This window comes from Kitasatospora sp. NPDC023118, from assembly GCF_055560875.1.
In genome coordinates this window covers 83,241-100,144 of sequence record NZ_JBVHHW010000006.1, presented here as the reverse complement: position 1 = coordinate 100,144, position 16,904 = coordinate 83,241, and the positions used below count along the sequence as shown (strand labels likewise).

The following is a 16,904-nucleotide window of genomic DNA, read 5'->3' as shown; positions in this document are numbered from 1 at the left end:
CCGGCCTCGCCCCGGAGGTCCTCCTCGTCCAGCCCGGCGGAGCCTCCGTCCCGGACTACGTCCCCCGCCTCCTCGACGTCCTCGACCACCCCCCGTACGTCATCCCCACCCACTGGGACGACTTCGACCACCCGCTCACCGAACCCGCCCACGACTGGGGCGGCCTCCCCGCCCTCCAGGCCGCCGTCCACCGGTCCAGCCCCGAGACCCGCCTCATCCGGCTCGACCACCTGGAGACCGTCACCTTCTGACCCACACCCGCGATCCCGCCCCGCCCCGCCCCGCCCCGCGACCGCCTGCCACCGCCGGCGAACAACCACATCAATCGGGTCACATCTCAAACACAGTAGGATGACTCAACTCCCGCGCTACGCGCGAAGAGTTCCATAAATAAGTCATTTGCCCGAATTATCTCCCCCGCTTCACACGCACGGAGCCACCCTCATGGACAACCCGTCCGCCGCTGACACCGACGGCGCGATAGAGACACGCGGCATCGAACCCGTCCCCGACCACGAGCGCCGGGGCAGAGTCCGCGAGCTCTTCCCGACCTGGGTCGCGGCGAACATCAGCGTCCTGCTGCTCACCATGGGTGCCGCCCTGGTGGTGTTCAACCAGTTGAACTTCTGGCAAGTCCTGATCGTCGCGGCGTGCGCCGCCCTCGTCTCGTTCGGCATGGTCGGCGTGCTGTCGGTCTCCGGGAAGTGGGGCGGGGCGCCGGGCGCGACCCTCTCGCGGGCCACCTTCGGGGTGCGCGGGAACCTCTTCCCCGGCGCGATCCTCTGGATCGCCCGGTTCGGCTGGGAGACGATCAACGCCGTCACCGGTGCCTACGCCGTGCTGACCGTCCTCGACCTGCTCTTCGGCGTCAAGAGCAACACCGCGCTGATCGTGATCACGCTCTTCGCCTTCGTCGCCTGCACCTTCGTGGTCTCCGGCATGGGCCGGAAGGCACTGAACGTCTGCAACACCTGGTCGACGTACCTCTTCGGCATCTTCAGCGTGCTGGTGCTGGGCTACCTGATCGCGACCATGCACTGGAGCGAGGTCTTCGCCAAGCCCGCCGGCACCACGGCGATGATGATCGCCGGCATCGGGACCATCGCCGCCGGTGGCATCAGCTGGGTCCCCACCGGCCCGGACTTCGCCCGCTACCTGCCGCACGCCGCCTCCGGCAGGAAGATCGTCGGCGTGACGGTTTCCGGTGCCGGCCTGGTGATGGTGCCGATGGTGCTGATGGGTGCCGTGATGGCGGTGGCCTCGCCCGGCCTGGCGCAGGCCGCGGACCCGGTCTCCTTCCTCGGTGACCTGCTGCCGACCTGGCTGGCCGTGCCCTACCTGCTGACCGCGATCGTGGGCATGCTGCTGATCAACAGCCTCTCCATGTACTCGGCCGGCTTCACCGCGCAGACCATGGGTGTCAGGCTGCCGCGCGCCCTGGCCGTCAGCATCAACGCCGTGATCTCGCTGGTCGGCGGCCTGCTGCTGATGCTGGTCGCCAAGAGCTTCCTGGGCTCCTTCATCACCTTCCTCATCCTGCTCGCCGTCTCCTTCTCGGCCTGGATCGGTGTCTACGCGGTGGACATGTTCCGGCGCCGGTCGCGCGCGGTGCGCTACGACGCCGCCGCGCTGATGGACACCAGCAGGGGCAGCCGGTACTGGTACGCGGGCGGCTTCTGCTGGCAGGCGATGGTGGCCTGGGTGCTCGCACTGCTGATCGGGCTCGCCTTCACCAAGTGCGACTGGTTCGCCGGCCCGCTCTCCGGCACCCCCGTCGGCAAGTACGGGCTGGCCTGGGCGGCGACCATCGTGATCTCCGGCGTGATCATGGCCGTGCTCCCCGCGCCCCGGGAGAACACCTCCGCCACCGCCGAGCACCCCGCCGAGCACCCCGCCGACCTCCAGGCGGAGCGGTCCGAACAGGTCACCGTCTGACCCCTCGGCCCGAACCTCCGCACGCCCCGACGCACCCGGACCGCCCGGTCGCCGGCTCAGGTGAGCCCGCGACCGGGCGGTCCGGTTTCGACGTCGTGGTCCCGCTGCGCCTCTCCCTACCGCCCGAGCGCGCCGGCAGAGGACGCTTCGGTCAACCTCGGTGGAGGTACACACCACCGGAGGAGTGTGGTCCACGACCGACCACGGCCGTCGGTCGCGAACTCGATGCCCTGCTCGCTCAGTTGATCAGCCTAATCGGCGGCGCAATGCCCCCGCACCCGGCAACCGCGTAAGCACCGACGCCGGTGCGGGTCCCTTGCCGGTGACCGGGTGCCCGTGAACCGACCGCCACGATCACCGACGCGCCTGCGGCGTACTGCTGCCACGGGTACGGTGAAGGAGGCGGCGGCCTGGCCCGTGTCGCCGCCGAGGTCGACGACGGTGCCGGTGGCGCATGACGAGGGACGTCTTCCACGGCACGCTCAACAGCCCGCAGAGCCGCCCTGAGCGGACCGGACACCCGGTCCGGAAGACAGGAGGCGATCGACGATGCGTTCCCAGCCCGTGCTTGTCACTGGCGTCGGTGGCGGCGTCGGCGGAGTCGGACGAACGGTCCTCGACCGGTTGTATGCCGAGGGCGTGCCCGTCCGGGCTCTTGTACACCACGACGACGAACGGGCCTCGGCTCTGCGGGCCATGGCCGGCGTGGACGTGGTGGTCGGCGATCTCACACGTGGCGCCGACGTGGTGGAGGCGCTGGCGGGCTGCCGCCGGGCCTACTTCGGGATGAGCGTGTCACCCGCGTACCTGGAGGCCGCGACGACGGTCGCTGCAGCCGCCCGGGAAGGCGGCGGCCTCGAACTGCTGGTGAGCATCTCGCAGATGACGGTCTCTCAGATGGACCTCACCAGCGATGCCGAATCCCGGCAGCAGCGGCTGCACTGGCTGGCCGAGCACGTCCTCGACTGGTCGGGGGTGCCGGTCGTCCATGTCCGGCCCACGGTGTTCATGGAGAATCCGCTCTTCGCCCAGGTCGCTGTCGCCTCGATCCTGCGAGACCGCACGATCCGCCTCCCGTTCGGCTCCGCGCGGACTTCGCCGGTCGCCGCAGCCGATGTGGCGGAGGTCATCGCACGCCTCCTGCGCGACCCGGCTCCGCAGTCCGGCCGCGTCTACGAACTGACCGGAGCGCGCTCCCGTGACATGGCAGCCATCGCGGCCGAGTTCTCCGCCGGCCTGGGCCGGACCGTGACCTACGTCGATGTGCCGTACGAGGAGTGGCTGGAACGCGACCTCAAGGAGCAGGACCTGCCGCCCCACGTCTTCGAGCACATCGCCACGATGGCGCGGCTGCACCGCGAGAATCGGTACGACCGGGCCACGAACGACGTCACCGAGCTGCTCGGGCGCCCCCCGCTGGGGTTCGACAGCTTCATCAGGAACACCCCCGCCCTGCAGTCGCAACCAGGTCTGTTGCCGGGCTGAGCGAGCGGTGGTTCCGCGGTCCAGCTGCATGGGCCCTGTCCCGTGATCGGGACAGCGCCGAAGACCGTACAGACCCCCAACGGCTTCGATGACGACGCCAAGAGGCCCCCTGTTCCTTTCTGCGGTCATGAGTTGACGTACTGCGCCGCGGGTGGCTGCAATTCGGGGTGGCCGGGGACGTTGGGCTTGATCCAATGGTCGTAGCTCTGCCGCCAGGCGCCGCTCGTGCGGTAGTCCTCCAGGACCTGGTTGACCCAGGAGGCGAGGTCCGGTTCGCCGGGTGAGATGGCGACGCCGTAGGGCTCGTCGGAGAGCTGGTCGCCGACCACGGTGGTTTGCGGGTCCTGGGCGGCCAGGCCGTAGGCGATGGCGTCGTCGGTGAGGATCGCGTCGTCGTTGCCGAGTTCGAGCTGGACCAGGCAGTCCAACTCCTGGTCCCGCTTGTCGAGTTCGGCCACCTTGTACTTCTGCTGGGCCGCCGGCAGCGTGGTGTCCGGTTCCAGCAGGGTCTCGGCGGTGGAGCCGGCGGCGACGCACACACGCCTGCCCTTCATCGCGTCGGGCCCGCTTTCACCCTGTCCGGCCTTCGCGGCCGGCATCAGGACCCGCTGTCCGGCTTCGAAGTAGACAGTGGACATGGCCACGTCCTGGCTCCGCTTGCAGGTGATCGTCATGGTGTGAACGACCAGATCGACGTGCTGGTCGCCGGTGGCCTTGAGGCGCGGCTGGCGTTGGGCGTCGTCGAGTGCGACCCAGTTGACCTTCGGGTTTCCCAGCGAAGCGACGATCGCCTTCGCGAGGTCGATGTCGAATCCCTGGGGTGTGGCGCCGCCCGGGCCCAGGAATCCCCAGTCGTAGTCGTTCAGGTCCACGCCGATGTTGATCGTCCCGCGGGCCTGGATCGCCTTGATGGTCGGCCCGGAGGGATCCTTCTTCGGGGGGTACCTGCTCGCCTTGCAGGACGGGTCCGAGGCGGAAGCGGTGTCGGCCGCGAGGCTGGGCGGGGGTGAGGACAGCGGGCCGGTGGCCGCGGTGGTCCGCGTGGCGGCCGGCCGGGCAGGTCCGCCCGCCGTGAGGGCCACCGCCACCAGGGTGGTGAGGGCGAGTAATGCCGTGGTTCCGCGAAGCCGCATCAGGTGTCCTCCGATGGTTTCGTTGCGGGTCACCGGCACTCCGCCGACCGGCGTCCGACGCCGGCCGGCACGCCGGCGGCGGCGGCCGGCAGTGTGCATGGAAGATATGTGATGGCACGTCGAACGAACTGGCAAGGGGCCTGGGCTTTTTGGTGAACCCCGGCAGTCACGGGACGCGGGCTGCGGCCCTGGCGGTTCCGCTCCCACACCCCGACGGAACCGCGCCTCGACGCACGAGCGGGGCCCCGTGGACAGACGGGCCGCTCGATCGGGGATCCCGGCACGCAGGAGTCGAGCTACGCGTCGGAAGAAGTTGACATGTCGGGGATCTCCGACACATAGTGGGGCCATGGCGGATGTCGATGTCTTCAGCGCGCTGGCCAACCCCGTACGGCGGAAGCTGTTGGAGAGCCTGCGGGAGGGGCCCCGGGCGGCGGGCGAGCTGGCCGGGGAATTCGAGCTCAGTCGGCCGGCCGTCTCCGAGCACCTCGCGGTGCTCCGGAATGCCCGACTGGTGCGCGAGGAACCGAGGGGGCGGCATCGCTACTACCACCTGGAGCCCGCCCCGCTCGCCGAGGTCGAGGCGTGGCTCCACCCCTTCGAGCACTACTGGCGGGCGCGGATGCGTTCGCTGCGCGAGCTCCTGGACGAGGAGAGTTCATGACCGAGAAGGCCGCGATCAACCGTGACGAGTTCCTGCCGTACCCGCCGGCGCGGGTGTGGGAGGCGCTGACCGATCCGGAGCTGCACGCGCGGTGGTGGGCCGCCGGGGACGTGAAGGCGGTGGTGGGGCACCGGTTCACGCTGGACATGGGTCCGTGGGGGCAGCAGCCCTGCGAGGTGGTCGAGGTAGAGGTGGAGCGGCTGCTGAAGTACAGCTTCGCCGAGGGGTCGCTGGACACCACCGTCACCTGGCGGCTGGTGCCCGAGGGGCACGGAACGCGGCTGCTGCTGGAGCACGCGGGCTTCGACCTGGACACCCCGATGGGCCGGCAGGCCCACCAGGGCATGGCGCAGGGCTGGCCGTCGGTGCTGCGCCGGATCGCCCCGGCGCTCGCGGAATAGGCTGGGACCCTGCCTCAGGCGCGGCCGAGGACGCGCTCCACGGCGATCTCGATAACCACCCGGTCCGGGTTCTCCCGGGGCGTGCGGTAGCGCTCGGCGTAGCGCCGCTCCGCGTCGGCGACCTGCTCGGGCTCGTCGCGCACCACCGCGACGCCCTCCAGGGTGGACCAGCGGGCCCGGTCCACCTGACAGACCGCGACCCGCAGGCCCTCCGCCCCGGCCGCCGCGACATTGCGCGCCTTGCGGCTGGTGCGGCTGGTGATCACCCTGGCGGTGCCCGTCTTCGGCTCGAAGGTCACGCCGACCGGCACCACGTGCGGCGAGCCGTCCGGGCGGGTGGTGGTCAGGGTGGAGATGTGCCGCTCGCGCCAGAAGGCGAGGAAGGCTTCGTCGAGGTCGCGCGGGTCGTGGGCCATGATCGGGATCGTACGGCCCCCGGGAGACGATCAACGTCCCGGGGGCCGTAGCGGCATGTGGATCAGGGCCGTGGCCCCATCAGGACCGGCCCCATCAGGACCTACGGCTCAGTGCCCGCGCGCGATCCACTCCGGCAGGGCCGGGGCCTCGGCGCCGATCGTGGTCGGCTCACCGTGGCCGGTGCGCACCACCGTCTCGGCCGGGAGCGAGAGCAGCCGCTCGCGGATCGACTCGATGATGGTCGGGAAGTGCGAGAACGAGCGCCCCGTCGCACCCGGACCGCCCTGGAACAGGGTGTCCCCGGTGAACACGGTGCCCAGCTCCGGCGCGTACAGGCAGACCGCACCCGGCGCGTGCCCCGGGGTGTGCAGCACGGTCAGCCCGGTGCCGGCCACCTCGATCCGCTGCCCGTCGGCGAGTTCGCCGTCCGGGAGCCGCTCGGGGTGGGTGAGCTTCCACAGCGGGAGGTCGTCCGGGTGCAGCAGGATCGGCGCCCCGGTGCGCTCGGCGAGGGTCGGGGCGGCGTCGATGTGGTCGTTGTGCGCGTGGGTGGACACGATCGCCACCAGCCGCCGCCCACCGAGCGCCGCCTCGATCGCCGTCGCGTCGTGCGCGGCGTCGATCACCACCGCCTCCCGGTCGTCGCCGACGATCCAGACGTTGTTCTCCACCTCCCAGCTGCCGCCGTCCAGCTCGAAGGTCCCGGCGGTGACCAGCCGGTCGATACGGGCGGAGGTCACAGCACCACCACCGAGCGGAGGACGTCGCCCCGGTGCATGCGCTCGAAGGCCTGCTCCACCGCGTCGAGTTCGATGGTCTCGGTGACGAAGGCGCGGAGGTCCAGGCGGCCCTGGAGGTAGAGGTCGATCAGCATCGGGAAGTCGCGGGACGGCAGGCAGTCGCCGTACCAGGAGGACTTGAGGGCGCCGCCGCGGCCGAAGACGTCGAGCAGCGGCAGTTCCAGGGTCATCTCCGGGGTCGGGACGCCGACCAGGACCACGGTGCCGGCGAGGTCGCGGGCGTAGAAGGCCTGCCGGTACGTCTCGGGGCGGCCGACGGCCTCCACCACGACGTCCGCGCCGTTGCCTCCGGTGAGTTCGCGAATCGCCTCGACCGGGTCGGTGGTACGGGAGTTGACGGTGTGGGTGGCCCCGAGCGTACGGGCCGTCTCCAGCTTGCGGTCGTCGATGTCGACGGCGATGATCTTCGCCGCGCCCGCCAGCCGGGAGCCCATCACGGCCGCGCCGCCGACGCCGCCGCAGCCGATCACGGCGACCGAGTCGCCCCGGCTGACGTTGCCGGTGTTGATCGCGGCGCCCAGGCCCGCCATCACGCCGCAGCCCAGCAGGCCCGCGACGGCCGGATCGGCGGTCGGGTCGACCTTGGTGCACTGGCCGGCCGCGACCAGGGTCTTCTCGGCGAAGGCGCCGATGCCCAGGGCCGGGGACAGCTCGGTGCCGTCCAGCAGCGTCATCTTCTGCTTGGCGTTGTGGGTGCTGAAGCAGTACTGCGGGCGGCCGCGCTTGCAGGCGCGGCACTGGCCGCACACCGCGCGCCAGTTGAGGACGACGAAGTCGCCGGGCTCGACCTCGGTGACGCCCTCGCCGACCGACTCCACGATGCCCGCGGCCTCGTGGCCGAGCAGGAACGGGAACTCGTCGTTGATGCCGCCCTCGCGGTAGTGGAGGTCGGTGTGGCAGACGCCGCAAGCCTGGATCCGGACCACTGCCTCGCCCGGCCCCGGGTCCGGCACCACGATCGTGGTCACCTCCACGGGCGCGCCCTTGGCGCGCGCGATGACTGCCTTGACCTGCTGGGGCATCCGATTCCACCTCCGTCGGCCGGTACTGCTCCGCACCGGCGTGACCTGCGACGAACGACTGCAGAGGAACTGTAGAGGGACTCCGGTGGCTCTGCCTACGAAGCGTAGCGCCCGGCCGGTCGGCCGCCGTCGGAGCGGGTCGGGTGATCCCGCTCACCGCACGTGCCAGGCGCATATCCGCCGCCTGACCGCGTCTCACGCGGCGCCCGCCCCGGCGCGGCTCGGCACCAGGGGCGCGTGGGTGGCGCTGAGCGCCCGTCAGCGTGCCACGAACTGCCCGGAAAGCACCGCCGTTGGCTGGAAGTGCCGCAGACGGCTGCCCCGCCGTCCACGTACGGTCGTAGCAGAGGCGGTCCACGCGACCACGCTCAGCACACCCGCCCCACCTGACGGCACGCCACCGCGCGCCGCCCGTGCCGGGTACGTACCGACCGTACGCCCCCGCACGTTTCGCGCCATCCCGCGCACGGGCCCGCGCCCCTGCGCGAGCCGCGTTTCCCGGCCCACCCGCACCCCGGTCCACCCGAACCCCGGCCCTGAGTCGAGCCGCCCGGCCGAACCGCCCGTCCCCGCACGATCCCGGATCACCCCCCGTCGGACCGCCCCGCGCGGCCCGCTGACCTGGAGTCTGGAGTACGGATGTCCACCGAGAACAGTGCGACCGGTGCCGGCACCGGCACCGCCCCGCTCCCCCCGCTGCACTGCCTGCGCCACGTGGAACCCGGCCCGCCGCGGCTCGCCGCGCTGCCCACCGGCACCCCGGTCTGGCTGGTCAGTCGGCACGCCGACGTGCGACAGGTGCTCACCGACCCGCGCCTGGGCCGCGCCCCGCTCTACGCGCCGGACGCGCCGCCGGTCACGGTCACGCCGAACATCCTGGACGACCCGCAGAGCATGCTGAACATCGACGGCACCGAGCACCAGCGGCTGCGCCGCACCGTGCAGCGGGCGTTCACCCCGCGCGCGATCGCCCGCTGGAAGCCCTGGGTGGCCTCGGTGGTCGAGTCGCTGATCGACGAGCTGATCGACCACGGCTCCCCCGCCGACATCGTCGCCGCCTACACCCGTCCGCTGCCGGTCGCGGTGATCAGCCGTCTGCTGGGCCTGGACAACCTCGACAGCAAGCGGCTGGCGCACTGGAGCGACCACGCGCTGTCCACCACCGCCTACACCGCCGAGGCGATCGGCACCGCGATGACCGAGTTCGCCGCCTTCGGCGCCGAGGTGATCACCGAACGCCGCGCCGCCCCCGGCGAGGACCTGGTCAGCGCTCTGCTCGCGGCCGCCGCCGAGGACGGCTCGATCACCGAGGGGCAGCTGATCGCGCTGGTCATCGGCCTGGTGGTGGCCGGGCACGAGACCACCATGACCAGCCTCGGCAACGCCCTGGTCTACCTGCTGGAAGACGGCCGGGAGTCCTGGCAGCGGCTCGCCTCCGACGAGGCCAGCGCCGCCGCCGCGACCGAGCAGATCCTGCGCGCCGTCCCGCTCGGCGACGTCCAGGAGTGCATGCCCGGACTGCTGCGCCGCACGGTGGAGGACGTGGAGATCGGCGGGGTGGTGATCCCGGCCGGCAGCGTGGTGGCCGCCGACGCCAACGCCGCCAACCGGGACCCGTCGGTCTACACCGGGGACCTCAGCACCGAGCTGTTCTCCCCGCTGGCCGCGCCGATGCTCACCTTCGGCGCCGGTCCGCACCACTGCCTGGGCGCCTGGCTGGCCCGGATGGAGCTCGAACTCGCCCTGCACCGGCTGGCCCGCCGCCTGCCCGCGCTGCGGATGGCCGGCCCGGTCGACGGCATCGACTGGCGGCGCGGGCTGCTCACCCGCAGCCCCAACGCGCTGCAGGTCTCCTGGTGACGGGCTCCGCCGAGACCGAGGCCGTGGTGGTCCGGGTGGACCGGGAGCGCTGCATCGGCTCCGGGATGTGCGCGCTGAGCGCCCCCGGCTCGCTGGCCCTGGACGCCGACGGACGGGCCCAGCCGGTGGCCGAATACGCCGACGGCGGCGCGGAGTTGACGGACGGACTGGCCGAGGCGGTCGAGTTCTGCCCGGTCGAGGCACTCGCCCTCCACTCGGCGCGCGGCGGGTACCGGATCGCCCCGGCGGACTGACGGACCACCCGGTGCCGCCCGGTGCCGCCTGCTGCGACTGCGGCAGCAGGCGGCAGGCGGCACCGGGGCTTGACCAGCTGCGACACCCGCCCCTGCGACACCCCGAGCAGCTCCGCCGTCCGCCCGAAGTGCAACTGGTGCGCGAGGACGGCGAAACACTCCAGCTCCTGCAACGGCAGCTCCGGCAGCACCACACCGGGCCCGGGGGACGAACGCTCCACCTCGGTGGTCTATGCCGGGACGACCACGGACTCCCGAAGCCCCGACCCGCCGGAGCCCGTACCCCGAAGTACGCCGAAGTCCATCGAAGTCAGAGAGCCCCGTGAGCCGACGGGGTGTCGGATCGTAGATTGTGCCCATGATCGAGGAGACATCGCCCGAGAAGTCAGCGCGATCGACACTGCCACGCAGGCGGCATGCCGCCCCCAAGCGGGCCGCGGCCGGTGGCGTGCTGCGGTCGTCCGCGCTGATGGCCGCCGGAACCGTGGTCTCGCGCGCCACCGGACTGATCCGCCAGGGACTGCAGGCCGCGGCATTAGGCGTCGGGCTGCTGGCCACCACCTACAACCAGGCCAACACAGTGCCCACCAGCCTGTACTTCCTGCTGATCGGCGGCGCGCTGAACTCCGTCCTGGTCCCCCAACTGGTCCGGGCCCGGGCGGAGGACCCCGACGGCGGGGTCGCCTTCGAACAGCGCCTGGTCACCCTGGTGCTGTGCGTTCTGGGCGCCGGCAGCGCACTGGCCACCTTGGCCGCTCCCGAGATCATCCGCATCTACCAACACGACACGCCCGCCACCCACGACGCGTTCGAGCTGACCGTGGCCTTCGCCCGCTTCCTGCTCCCGCAGATCTTCTTCTACGGCGTGTTCAGCATCTTCGGACAGACCCTCAACGCCCGGAACCGGTTCGGCGCGATGATGTGGACCCCGGTCCTGAACAACACCGTGCTGATCACGATGTTCGGCCTGTACCTCGGCATGATGACGGCCCCGCCGAAGGTCGCGGACATCACCGGTGCCCAGGTCAGGCTGCTCGGCATCGGAACCACCCTCGCCCTGGCCCTCCAGGCACTCGCCCTGATCCCGTACGCCCGCGCGGCCGGCTTCCGGCTGCGACCGCGTTTCGACTGGCGGGGCACCGGCCTGCGCAAGAGCGTGAGCGCGGCGCGCTGGACCCTGCTGTTCGTCCTGGCCAACCTCGTGGCGAGCACCGTGGTCACCCGTCTGGCGTCCGCTGCGGACGCGACCCTGCCCAGCGACGGGGTCGGCTACACCGCCTACAGCTACGCCCAGCAGATCTGGATGCTCCCCCAGTCGATCGTCACGGTCTCCCTCATCACCGTGCTCCTCCCGCGGATGAGCCGGGCGGCAACTGAGCACCGCCTGGACGACCTTCGCGCCGACCTCTCCCGCGCGCTGCGGGTCAGCGGCGTCGTCATCGTCCCGGCGGCGTTCTTCTTCGCCGCCTTCGGCCCGCAGATCGCGCAGCTGCTGTTCGCCCACGGAGCCGCCGACGCCGCGGCGACCGTCCCGCTGGGCCACATGCTGCAGGCCTTCGGCCTGGGGCTGATCCCGTTCTCCGCCCAGTACCTCCTGCTGCGCGGCTTCTACGCCTTCGAGGACACCCGCACGCCGTTCCGCATGGCGCTGTGGATCAGCGGTATCAACATCGCCCTGGCCGTGGCCTGCCACCTGCTGCTGTCCCCCCGGTGGGCGGTCACCGGAATGGCCGCCGCCTACGCCCTGTCCTACGCCATCGGCCTGCTGCTCACGGCCCTGCGGCTGCGGCGCCGTACCGGCGGACTCCTCGACGGCCGGCGAATCTGCCGCACCTACGCCAAGTTGACCGCCGCCGCCGGCGGCGCCGGCGCCGCCGGCTGGCTCATCGCCCGCACCTGCGGCCCCGGCCTCGCACCGGCCTCCTGGATGCCTGCCGTCCCGCTGACCGCAGGCGGCATCGCGATGGCGCTGCTGTTCCTCCTCTTCGCACGACTCCTGCGCATCGGGGAACTGCGCGGCCTGCCGGGTAGGCCCTGACCGCGCTGTGCAGCGCGCAGGCCAGGTGGTAGAGCGGTTCGGCGAGGTCCGGCCGCAACGGCAATATGGTCATCAACCATGAACAAAGGGGCAGATGATGGTACGTAGGGCCACAGCCCTCAGGAATGCCGCAGCGGCCACAGCCGCGCTGCTGCTGGGCGCCGGGCTTGCCCCGGTCGCCTCCGCCGCAACGCCGAACGCGGGCAATCCGGCCGCAGAGCGGCTCAGCACGTACTGGACGGCGGCCCGCATGGCGGCCGCACTGCCCGACGACACCGCACTGCCCGACGACACCGCACCGGCCGCGGCGGACGGGCCCCGGCCCGGCGAGTTCATCCCGCCGAGCAAGAGCTTCGACGGCATCCCGCAGGCGGGCGCGTTCTTCTGGACCGATGCCGACGGCACGGGCCGCACGTGCAGCGCCTCCGTGGTGCACAGTCCCGACCACAACCTGGCGCTGAGCGCGGGACACTGTCTCAAGGGGTACTCCGGCACCTCTCCCAAGCGGAACCTGGGGTTCGTTCCGCAGTACCACGACGGACTCAAGCCGTTCGGCATCTTCCCGGTCAAGGACGACGGCGTCTACGTCGCGCAGGAGTACTACGACAGGGGTGAGCACGCGGGGGCCGCGTACGACTTCGGGTTCGCGGTGACCGAGCCCAACCAGGACGGCCACCGGCTGGAGGACGCGGTGGGCGCGGTCCAGCTGCTCACCGGCACCGGCTACTCCCACGCTCCGGTACGAATGATCGGGTACCCGGGCAGCGCGCAGAAGCCGCTGGAGTGCTTGAGCTGGACCACCAGGTGGGTCAGCGACGACCCCGCGGATCCGGGCACCTTCGAACGCATCGCCTGCGACGGCTTCGTGGGCGGGACCTCGGGCGGGCCCATGCTGGTGCCGCGGCCGCACGGCTGGGCGGTGATCGGGGTCATCGGCGGCTACCACACCGGCGGCAACACCCCACAGATTTCCTACAGCGCCTACTTCGGTCCCGCCACCCAAACCCTGTACGACGCCGCAACCACCGGCGCACCGCCAGCGGGCCCGGCCTCCTGAGGCCGAACTCGGCATCTCCCGGCGGCCGACCGCCTGAACGGCGTCAGCCGTTCGACGGAGCCCGAGGCCAGCTCGAACCCCGGTCCTGGATGACACGTCACCAGGTCCGAGCCTCTCCCGCCTTCATCCTGGAGTGTGGCCTGCCGCGCTGCCGCCCGGTGGACAGCGGCCTCACCTCAAGCCAGGACGTCAGGAGACATCAGTGGTCAGACATCACGCCCCACAGCACCCTCCCACCGGAGTGGTTCGTCCAGGGTAAGCGGGGGACCTACACCATCACCCTCAAGGTCAAGGTCTCCTGCGACCGCGACACAGCCCACGAGGTCACCGACACCGCCACCGTCACAGGAGGCGGCGACACCGCCACCCGCACCGCCATCGACCCCACCACCATCAAACGCAGCAAGCACTGCCACACGACGAGCACGAGCCCCGGTAGTCGATCGGTCGCGGCTGAGTGCTGCAGCGAAGTGCGGCAACCACCGCCACCAGAATCGGCACGGGCCGCGCCCCGGCACTGACGGAACCCGGCCGCAGGCGTTCCGCGACCGCTTCCACGTCCCGGAGGACCGGCCCCCGTCCAGGGCACTTCTCTTCGATCACCGGATCGTTGATCTGGTCGTGCCGTTGGCTGACGCGCAGTGGGCGCGGACAGAGCCGTTGTTGCCGGACCGGACGCCGAGGGCGACCCGGACCGGAACCTCGCGGTCGACTCCACGATCGTGCGCTCGCACCAGAACGCGGCCGGGGCCCGGCAAGAGGGGCCCGGCCGACGGGCCCGACCACCACGCCATCGGGCGCCCGCGTTCGAAACCGCCTGAAGAACCCGCGCGGCCTGGCCACCCGCCAGGTGAAGACCACCACCGTCTTCCGAGCCGGACTCCACATCGTGGGCATCGTCTTCCGGCCCGCCCGCCGATCCGGAGGAACCTAGCCGCGCCGCGCCCACGCCAGGACGGCGCGCAGCTCCACGGCCGGATCGCCCTCGTGGTACGGGCGTTCGCTGGGCTCGATGTGGTCCAGGAACTCCTGGTAGCGCAGCGCGTAGGACAGGTGGTAGAGCGGCTCGGCGATGTCCAGTGCCCGGTGGGGGTCCGAGCCGGGGGCGTGCTGCCGCCAGGCATCCGTCCAGACCTGGGCGTGGTGCCGCCAGGCCTCCGGGGTGAGGTAGGCGCGGGGGCGCAGGCCGTCCAGGGCGGGGTGGCCGAGGCAGGCGTCGGCGTAGTCGACGACCACCGAACTCGCGCCGTCGGAGCGCCAGTTGCCGGGGTGGAAGTCGCCGTGCACCAGGGTCTCGGGGAGGCCGCAGGCAGCCAGCTGGTCCAGCAGCTCGGGGAGGTCGACGGCGAAGGCCAGGAGGCGGTCCAGCTCCTCGGGCGTCAGGTCGGTCTCGGCGGGTATCCGGTCCAGCAGCGCCCTCAGCTGGGCGAGCAGCGTGCCGGGCGTCCGGTCCCGCAGGCCGGCAAGGGCGGTCCGGCGTTCCGCCAGCGCCGCCTGGGCGGCCACCAGGCGCGGGACGACGTCGGCGACGGTCCCGGCGGAGGGGCTCCAGCAGTCCGCGCCGGGGACGTGGTCGAGCAGCAGCCGCCCGCCCGCCGGGTCGGCGGCGAGGACGGTCGGGACGAGGGTCGGGTCGACGCCGCCGAGCAGCGCGATGACCTCGCCCTCACGGGCGTTGAAGGCGGGGGTGGTGGTCTTGAGCCAGGCGTCGGCGCCGGTGGCCGTCGGGAGGCGGAGGAGGCCGGAGAGGTTCCAGGTGCGAATCTGCCGCGCGGGCGCGGCACTTGGGCGACCGATTGCCAGGAGCTCCTGTTCCGCCCAGCCCAGGGCCTCCCGCAGGCCCTCCGGAGTCGCCCAGGCGGCCCGCAGCGGGGCGGGGGCGAGCAGTGCGGCCGTTTCGCCTTCCAGTGGGCGGGAGTTGAGCGCCGTCGGCCGCCGCAGCGTCTCCGCGTGGTACCGGACCCGGCCGCCGTGGCCGGGATCCTCGCTGCGCCCGTCGACCAGCCGAGCCACGAGCACCGGCACCCCGGCCAACTCGGTCGCCCGAGCGATCACCCCGTCGACGGAGGACCACCAGCCGAGTTCCACCTCGAAGGGGCCCACCTGCCCGAAGTACTCGTTCCCGTAGGTGAGATCGACGGTCACGGTCCGGCTGTTCGCTCGCTGCATGCGGGCAGCTTCACCCGCCGGGGCAACCGAACGCGAACGGTTTTCCGGAGCGACCGACGACTGCGGGCACATGAGATCACCGGCCGGTGCGCGGACTGACGGTACTGGGGACGTGCGGGGCCTGGCCGGAGGCCGGGCGGGGTGCCAGTGGCTTCCTGCTGGAGTACGACGGGTACCGGCTGGTGCTGGACCTCGGTTACGCGTCCTTCCCCCGGTTGCAGGAGCACTGCGGTGCCGGGCAGTTGGATGCCGTGGTGATCACCCATGAGCACCCCGACCACTGCGCGGACCTCAGCGCGCTGCGCCGCGCCCGCTACTTCGCCGAGCGGCGCGGCGCCCGTCTGCCGCTGTACTGCCCGCCCGGGGTGGTCGCCCGGGTCCAGGCGATGGAGCCGACCGAGGATCTGCTCGACGTCTTCGAGGTGCATCCGCTCCCCTCGGAGGGCCGCCAAGTCGGGCCGTTCCGGCTGGACTCCGCGCTGCTTCCGCATCATGTCCCGCACGCGGGCGTCCGGTTGACCGCGCCCGGCCTCACCCTCGCCTACAGCGGTGACGCCGGACCGGCCGAGGAACTGGTCCAACTGACCGCAGACGCCGATCTGTTCATCGCCGGAGCGACGCTTCACGGCTCCGGGACCGCGACCCCCTCCTGCTGAGCACCGCCGAAGCCGGCAGCTGGGCCACCCGCGCCCGCACGAAGCGGCCGATCCGGCCGGTGATCGCGAAGGACGGCATCGAGTCCAACAGCGTGGTCACCGGCCGGAGGCTAACGCGAAGCCGCGCCCTACGGGATCGCCACCGCCGCACCGGAGACCCGCACCCGGGTGTCCTCCGCGCGCAGTTCGACCCGCAGCACGCCGGGGCGGCCGAGGTCCTCGCCCTGGTGCAGCGTCAGCACCACCGGGGCCGTCACCGCGCCCAGCTCGCGCAGGTAGGCGCCGAAGGCAGCGGCGGCGGCGCCGGTGGCCGGGTCCTCGACGACGCCGCCGACCGGGAAGGGGTCGCGGACGTGGAAGACCTCGGCGGCCTCGCGCCAGACGAGCTGAAGGGTGGTCAGGTCGCGGGCGCGCATGTAGGCGGCGAGCCCGTCGAAGTCGTAGTCGAGGCGGGCGAGGCGCGAGCGGGTGCCGGCGGCGAGCACCAGGTGGCGGGCGCCCGCGTAGGCGATGCGCGGGGGCAGGGCCTGGTCCAGGTCTGCGGCGGACCAGCCGAGCAGGGCGAGCGCCTCGGCGACGTCGGTCTCCGGCACCTCCTCGGTCTTCGGCTCGACGCTGGTGAGGGTCGCCCGCAGCACACCGTCGGTTCCGCGCTCGACCTCGACCGGGACGTCACCGGCCGCCGTGCCGAACACGTACCGCCCGGGCCCGGTGCGCTCGGCCAGTGCCACGGCGGCGGCGACGGTCGCGTGCCCGCAGAAGGGAACCTCGGCAAGCGGGCTGAAGTACCGTACGGCGTAAGAACCTTGGAGAGGACCAGCGGTCAGGAAGGCGGTCTCGGAGTACCCGACCTCGGCGGCGACGGCGAGCATCCGCTCGTCGGTCAGCCCGGTGGCGTCGAGCACCACGCCGGCCGGGTTGCCGCCCTCGGGGCGGGTGGAGAAGGCGGCGTAACGGAGGATCTCGGGCGGGGCAACAGCGGCAGCGTCGTCGGTCATGACCGGACGAACGTG

Annotated in this window: 16 protein-coding genes; 10 read left to right on the top strand and 6 right to left on the bottom strand. The window is 72.0% G+C overall.

What is annotated here, in order from left to right:
- The first annotated feature begins 444 nt into the window (after positions 1-444).
- Positions 445-1,935, top strand: a complete 1,491-nt coding sequence (locus ACZ3UD_RS09905; RefSeq protein WP_465584623.1) for a purine-cytosine permease family protein — start codon at positions 445-447, stop codon at positions 1,933-1,935.
- A gap of 549 nt (positions 1,936-2,484) precedes the next feature.
- Positions 2,485-3,420 (top strand): NmrA family NAD(P)-binding protein, encoded by a 936-nt coding sequence (locus tag ACZ3UD_RS09900; protein WP_465584620.1) that lies wholly within the window; start codon positions 2,485-2,487, stop codon positions 3,418-3,420.
- A gap of 125 nt (positions 3,421-3,545) precedes the next feature.
- On the opposite strand, the gene ACZ3UD_RS09895 is transcribed toward ACZ3UD_RS09900, so the two are convergent.
- On the bottom strand, positions 3,546-4,586 hold the full coding sequence (locus tag ACZ3UD_RS09895; protein ID WP_465584618.1) for a transporter substrate-binding domain-containing protein: 1,041 nt from the start codon (positions 4,584-4,586) through the stop codon (positions 3,546-3,548).
- Positions 4,587-4,902: 316 nt separating this feature from the next.
- Between ACZ3UD_RS09895 and ACZ3UD_RS09890 the strand changes: the two genes are divergently transcribed.
- Together ACZ3UD_RS09890 and ACZ3UD_RS09885 are read left to right on the top strand one after the other, a co-directional pair.
- A complete protein-coding gene (locus tag ACZ3UD_RS09890) occupies positions 4,903-5,217 on the top strand; it encodes a metalloregulator ArsR/SmtB family transcription factor (RefSeq protein ID WP_465584615.1) in 315 nt (104 codons plus the stop codon).
- The gene (locus ACZ3UD_RS09885; RefSeq protein WP_465584613.1) at positions 5,214-5,618 is read left to right on the top strand and encodes an SRPBCC family protein; all 405 of its coding nucleotides are present in this window, start codon (positions 5,214-5,216) and stop codon (positions 5,616-5,618) included. The genes ACZ3UD_RS09890 and ACZ3UD_RS09885 overlap by 4 nt, the downstream gene beginning before the upstream one ends.
- Before the next feature lie 14 nt (positions 5,619-5,632).
- On the opposite strand, the gene ACZ3UD_RS09880 is transcribed toward ACZ3UD_RS09885, so the two are convergent.
- The 3 genes from ACZ3UD_RS09880 to ACZ3UD_RS09870 form a co-directional block, all read right to left on the bottom strand.
- Entirely contained in the window at positions 5,633-6,034 is a 402-nt protein-coding gene (locus ACZ3UD_RS09880) for a pyridoxamine 5'-phosphate oxidase family protein (protein WP_380613454.1), read from the bottom strand.
- A gap of 108 nt (positions 6,035-6,142) precedes the next feature.
- Positions 6,143-6,775, bottom strand: coding sequence for an MBL fold metallo-hydrolase (locus tag ACZ3UD_RS09875; RefSeq protein WP_465584609.1), 633 nt, complete (start codon positions 6,773-6,775; stop codon positions 6,143-6,145).
- Positions 6,772-7,857: an S-(hydroxymethyl)mycothiol dehydrogenase gene (locus tag ACZ3UD_RS09870; protein WP_465584606.1), complete on the bottom strand. Its 1,086-nt coding sequence runs from the start codon at positions 7,855-7,857 to the stop codon at positions 6,772-6,774. Before ACZ3UD_RS09870 ends, ACZ3UD_RS09875 begins: the two co-directional genes overlap by 4 nt.
- Positions 7,858-8,496: 639 nt before the next feature.
- On the opposite strand from ACZ3UD_RS09870, the gene ACZ3UD_RS09865 reads away from it, so the two are divergent.
- From ACZ3UD_RS09865 to ACZ3UD_RS09845, 5 genes are all read left to right on the top strand, one after another.
- Positions 8,497-9,717, top strand: coding sequence for a cytochrome P450 (locus ACZ3UD_RS09865; RefSeq protein ID WP_465584604.1), 1,221 nt, complete (start codon positions 8,497-8,499; stop codon positions 9,715-9,717).
- Positions 9,714-9,971, top strand: a complete 258-nt coding sequence (locus tag ACZ3UD_RS09860; protein WP_465584602.1) for a ferredoxin — start codon at positions 9,714-9,716, stop codon at positions 9,969-9,971. Before ACZ3UD_RS09865 ends, ACZ3UD_RS09860 begins: the two co-directional genes overlap by 4 nt.
- A gap of 358 nt (positions 9,972-10,329) precedes the next feature.
- Positions 10,330-12,009: a murein biosynthesis integral membrane protein MurJ gene (murJ, locus tag ACZ3UD_RS09855; RefSeq protein ID WP_465584599.1), complete on the top strand. Its 1,680-nt coding sequence runs from the start codon at positions 10,330-10,332 to the stop codon at positions 12,007-12,009.
- 94 nt (positions 12,010-12,103) lie between these two features.
- Positions 12,104-13,066, top strand: coding sequence for a trypsin-like serine peptidase (locus ACZ3UD_RS09850; RefSeq protein ID WP_465584596.1), 963 nt, complete (start codon positions 12,104-12,106; stop codon positions 13,064-13,066).
- A gap of 158 nt (positions 13,067-13,224) precedes the next feature.
- Positions 13,225-13,587: a hypothetical protein gene (locus tag ACZ3UD_RS09845; RefSeq protein ID WP_465584594.1), complete on the top strand. Its 363-nt coding sequence runs from the start codon at positions 13,225-13,227 to the stop codon at positions 13,585-13,587.
- A 409-nt stretch (positions 13,588-13,996) separates the two neighbouring features.
- On the opposite strand, the gene ACZ3UD_RS09840 is transcribed toward ACZ3UD_RS09845, so the two are convergent.
- Positions 13,997-15,235 (bottom strand): phosphotransferase family protein, encoded by a 1,239-nt coding sequence (locus ACZ3UD_RS09840; RefSeq protein WP_465584591.1) that lies wholly within the window; start codon positions 15,233-15,235, stop codon positions 13,997-13,999.
- An 86-nt stretch (positions 15,236-15,321) separates the two neighbouring features.
- On the opposite strand from ACZ3UD_RS09840, the gene ACZ3UD_RS09835 reads away from it, so the two are divergent.
- A complete protein-coding gene (locus ACZ3UD_RS09835) occupies positions 15,322-15,891 on the top strand; it encodes an MBL fold metallo-hydrolase (RefSeq protein ID WP_465584589.1) in 570 nt (189 codons plus the stop codon).
- 128 nt (positions 15,892-16,019) lie between these two features.
- Here ACZ3UD_RS09835 and ACZ3UD_RS09830 read toward each other — a convergent pair whose 3' ends face one another.
- Positions 16,020-16,889, bottom strand: coding sequence for a PhzF family phenazine biosynthesis protein (locus ACZ3UD_RS09830; protein ID WP_465584586.1), 870 nt, complete (start codon positions 16,887-16,889; stop codon positions 16,020-16,022).
- Positions 16,890-16,904 lie beyond the last annotated feature (15 nt).

Coding starts and splice junctions, on each gene's coding strand:
- murJ (WP_465584599.1), top strand. CDS start 10,330: ATGATCGAGGAGACATCGCCCGAGAAGTCAGCGCGATCGACACTGCCA.
- ACZ3UD_RS09865 (WP_465584604.1), top strand. CDS start 8,497: ATGTCCACCGAGAACAGTGCGACCGGTGCCGGCACCGGCACCGCCCCG.
- ACZ3UD_RS09870 (WP_465584606.1), bottom strand. CDS start 7,857: ATGCCCCAGCAGGTCAAGGCAGTCATCGCGCGCGCCAAGGGCGCGCCC.
- ACZ3UD_RS09830 (WP_465584586.1), bottom strand. CDS start 16,889: ATGACCGACGACGCTGCCGCTGTTGCCCCGCCCGAGATCCTCCGTTAC.
- ACZ3UD_RS09880 (WP_380613454.1), bottom strand. CDS start 6,034: ATGGCCCACGACCCGCGCGACCTCGACGAAGCCTTCCTCGCCTTCTGG.
- ACZ3UD_RS09885 (WP_465584613.1), top strand. CDS start 5,214: ATGACCGAGAAGGCCGCGATCAACCGTGACGAGTTCCTGCCGTACCCG.
- ACZ3UD_RS09905 (WP_465584623.1), top strand. CDS start 445: ATGGACAACCCGTCCGCCGCTGACACCGACGGCGCGATAGAGACACGC.
- ACZ3UD_RS09840 (WP_465584591.1), bottom strand. CDS start 15,235: ATGCAGCGAGCGAACAGCCGGACCGTGACCGTCGATCTCACCTACGGG.
- ACZ3UD_RS09890 (WP_465584615.1), top strand. CDS start 4,903: ATGGCGGATGTCGATGTCTTCAGCGCGCTGGCCAACCCCGTACGGCGG.
- ACZ3UD_RS09850 (WP_465584596.1), top strand. CDS start 12,104: ATGATGGTACGTAGGGCCACAGCCCTCAGGAATGCCGCAGCGGCCACA.
- ACZ3UD_RS09900 (WP_465584620.1), top strand. CDS start 2,485: ATGCGTTCCCAGCCCGTGCTTGTCACTGGCGTCGGTGGCGGCGTCGGC.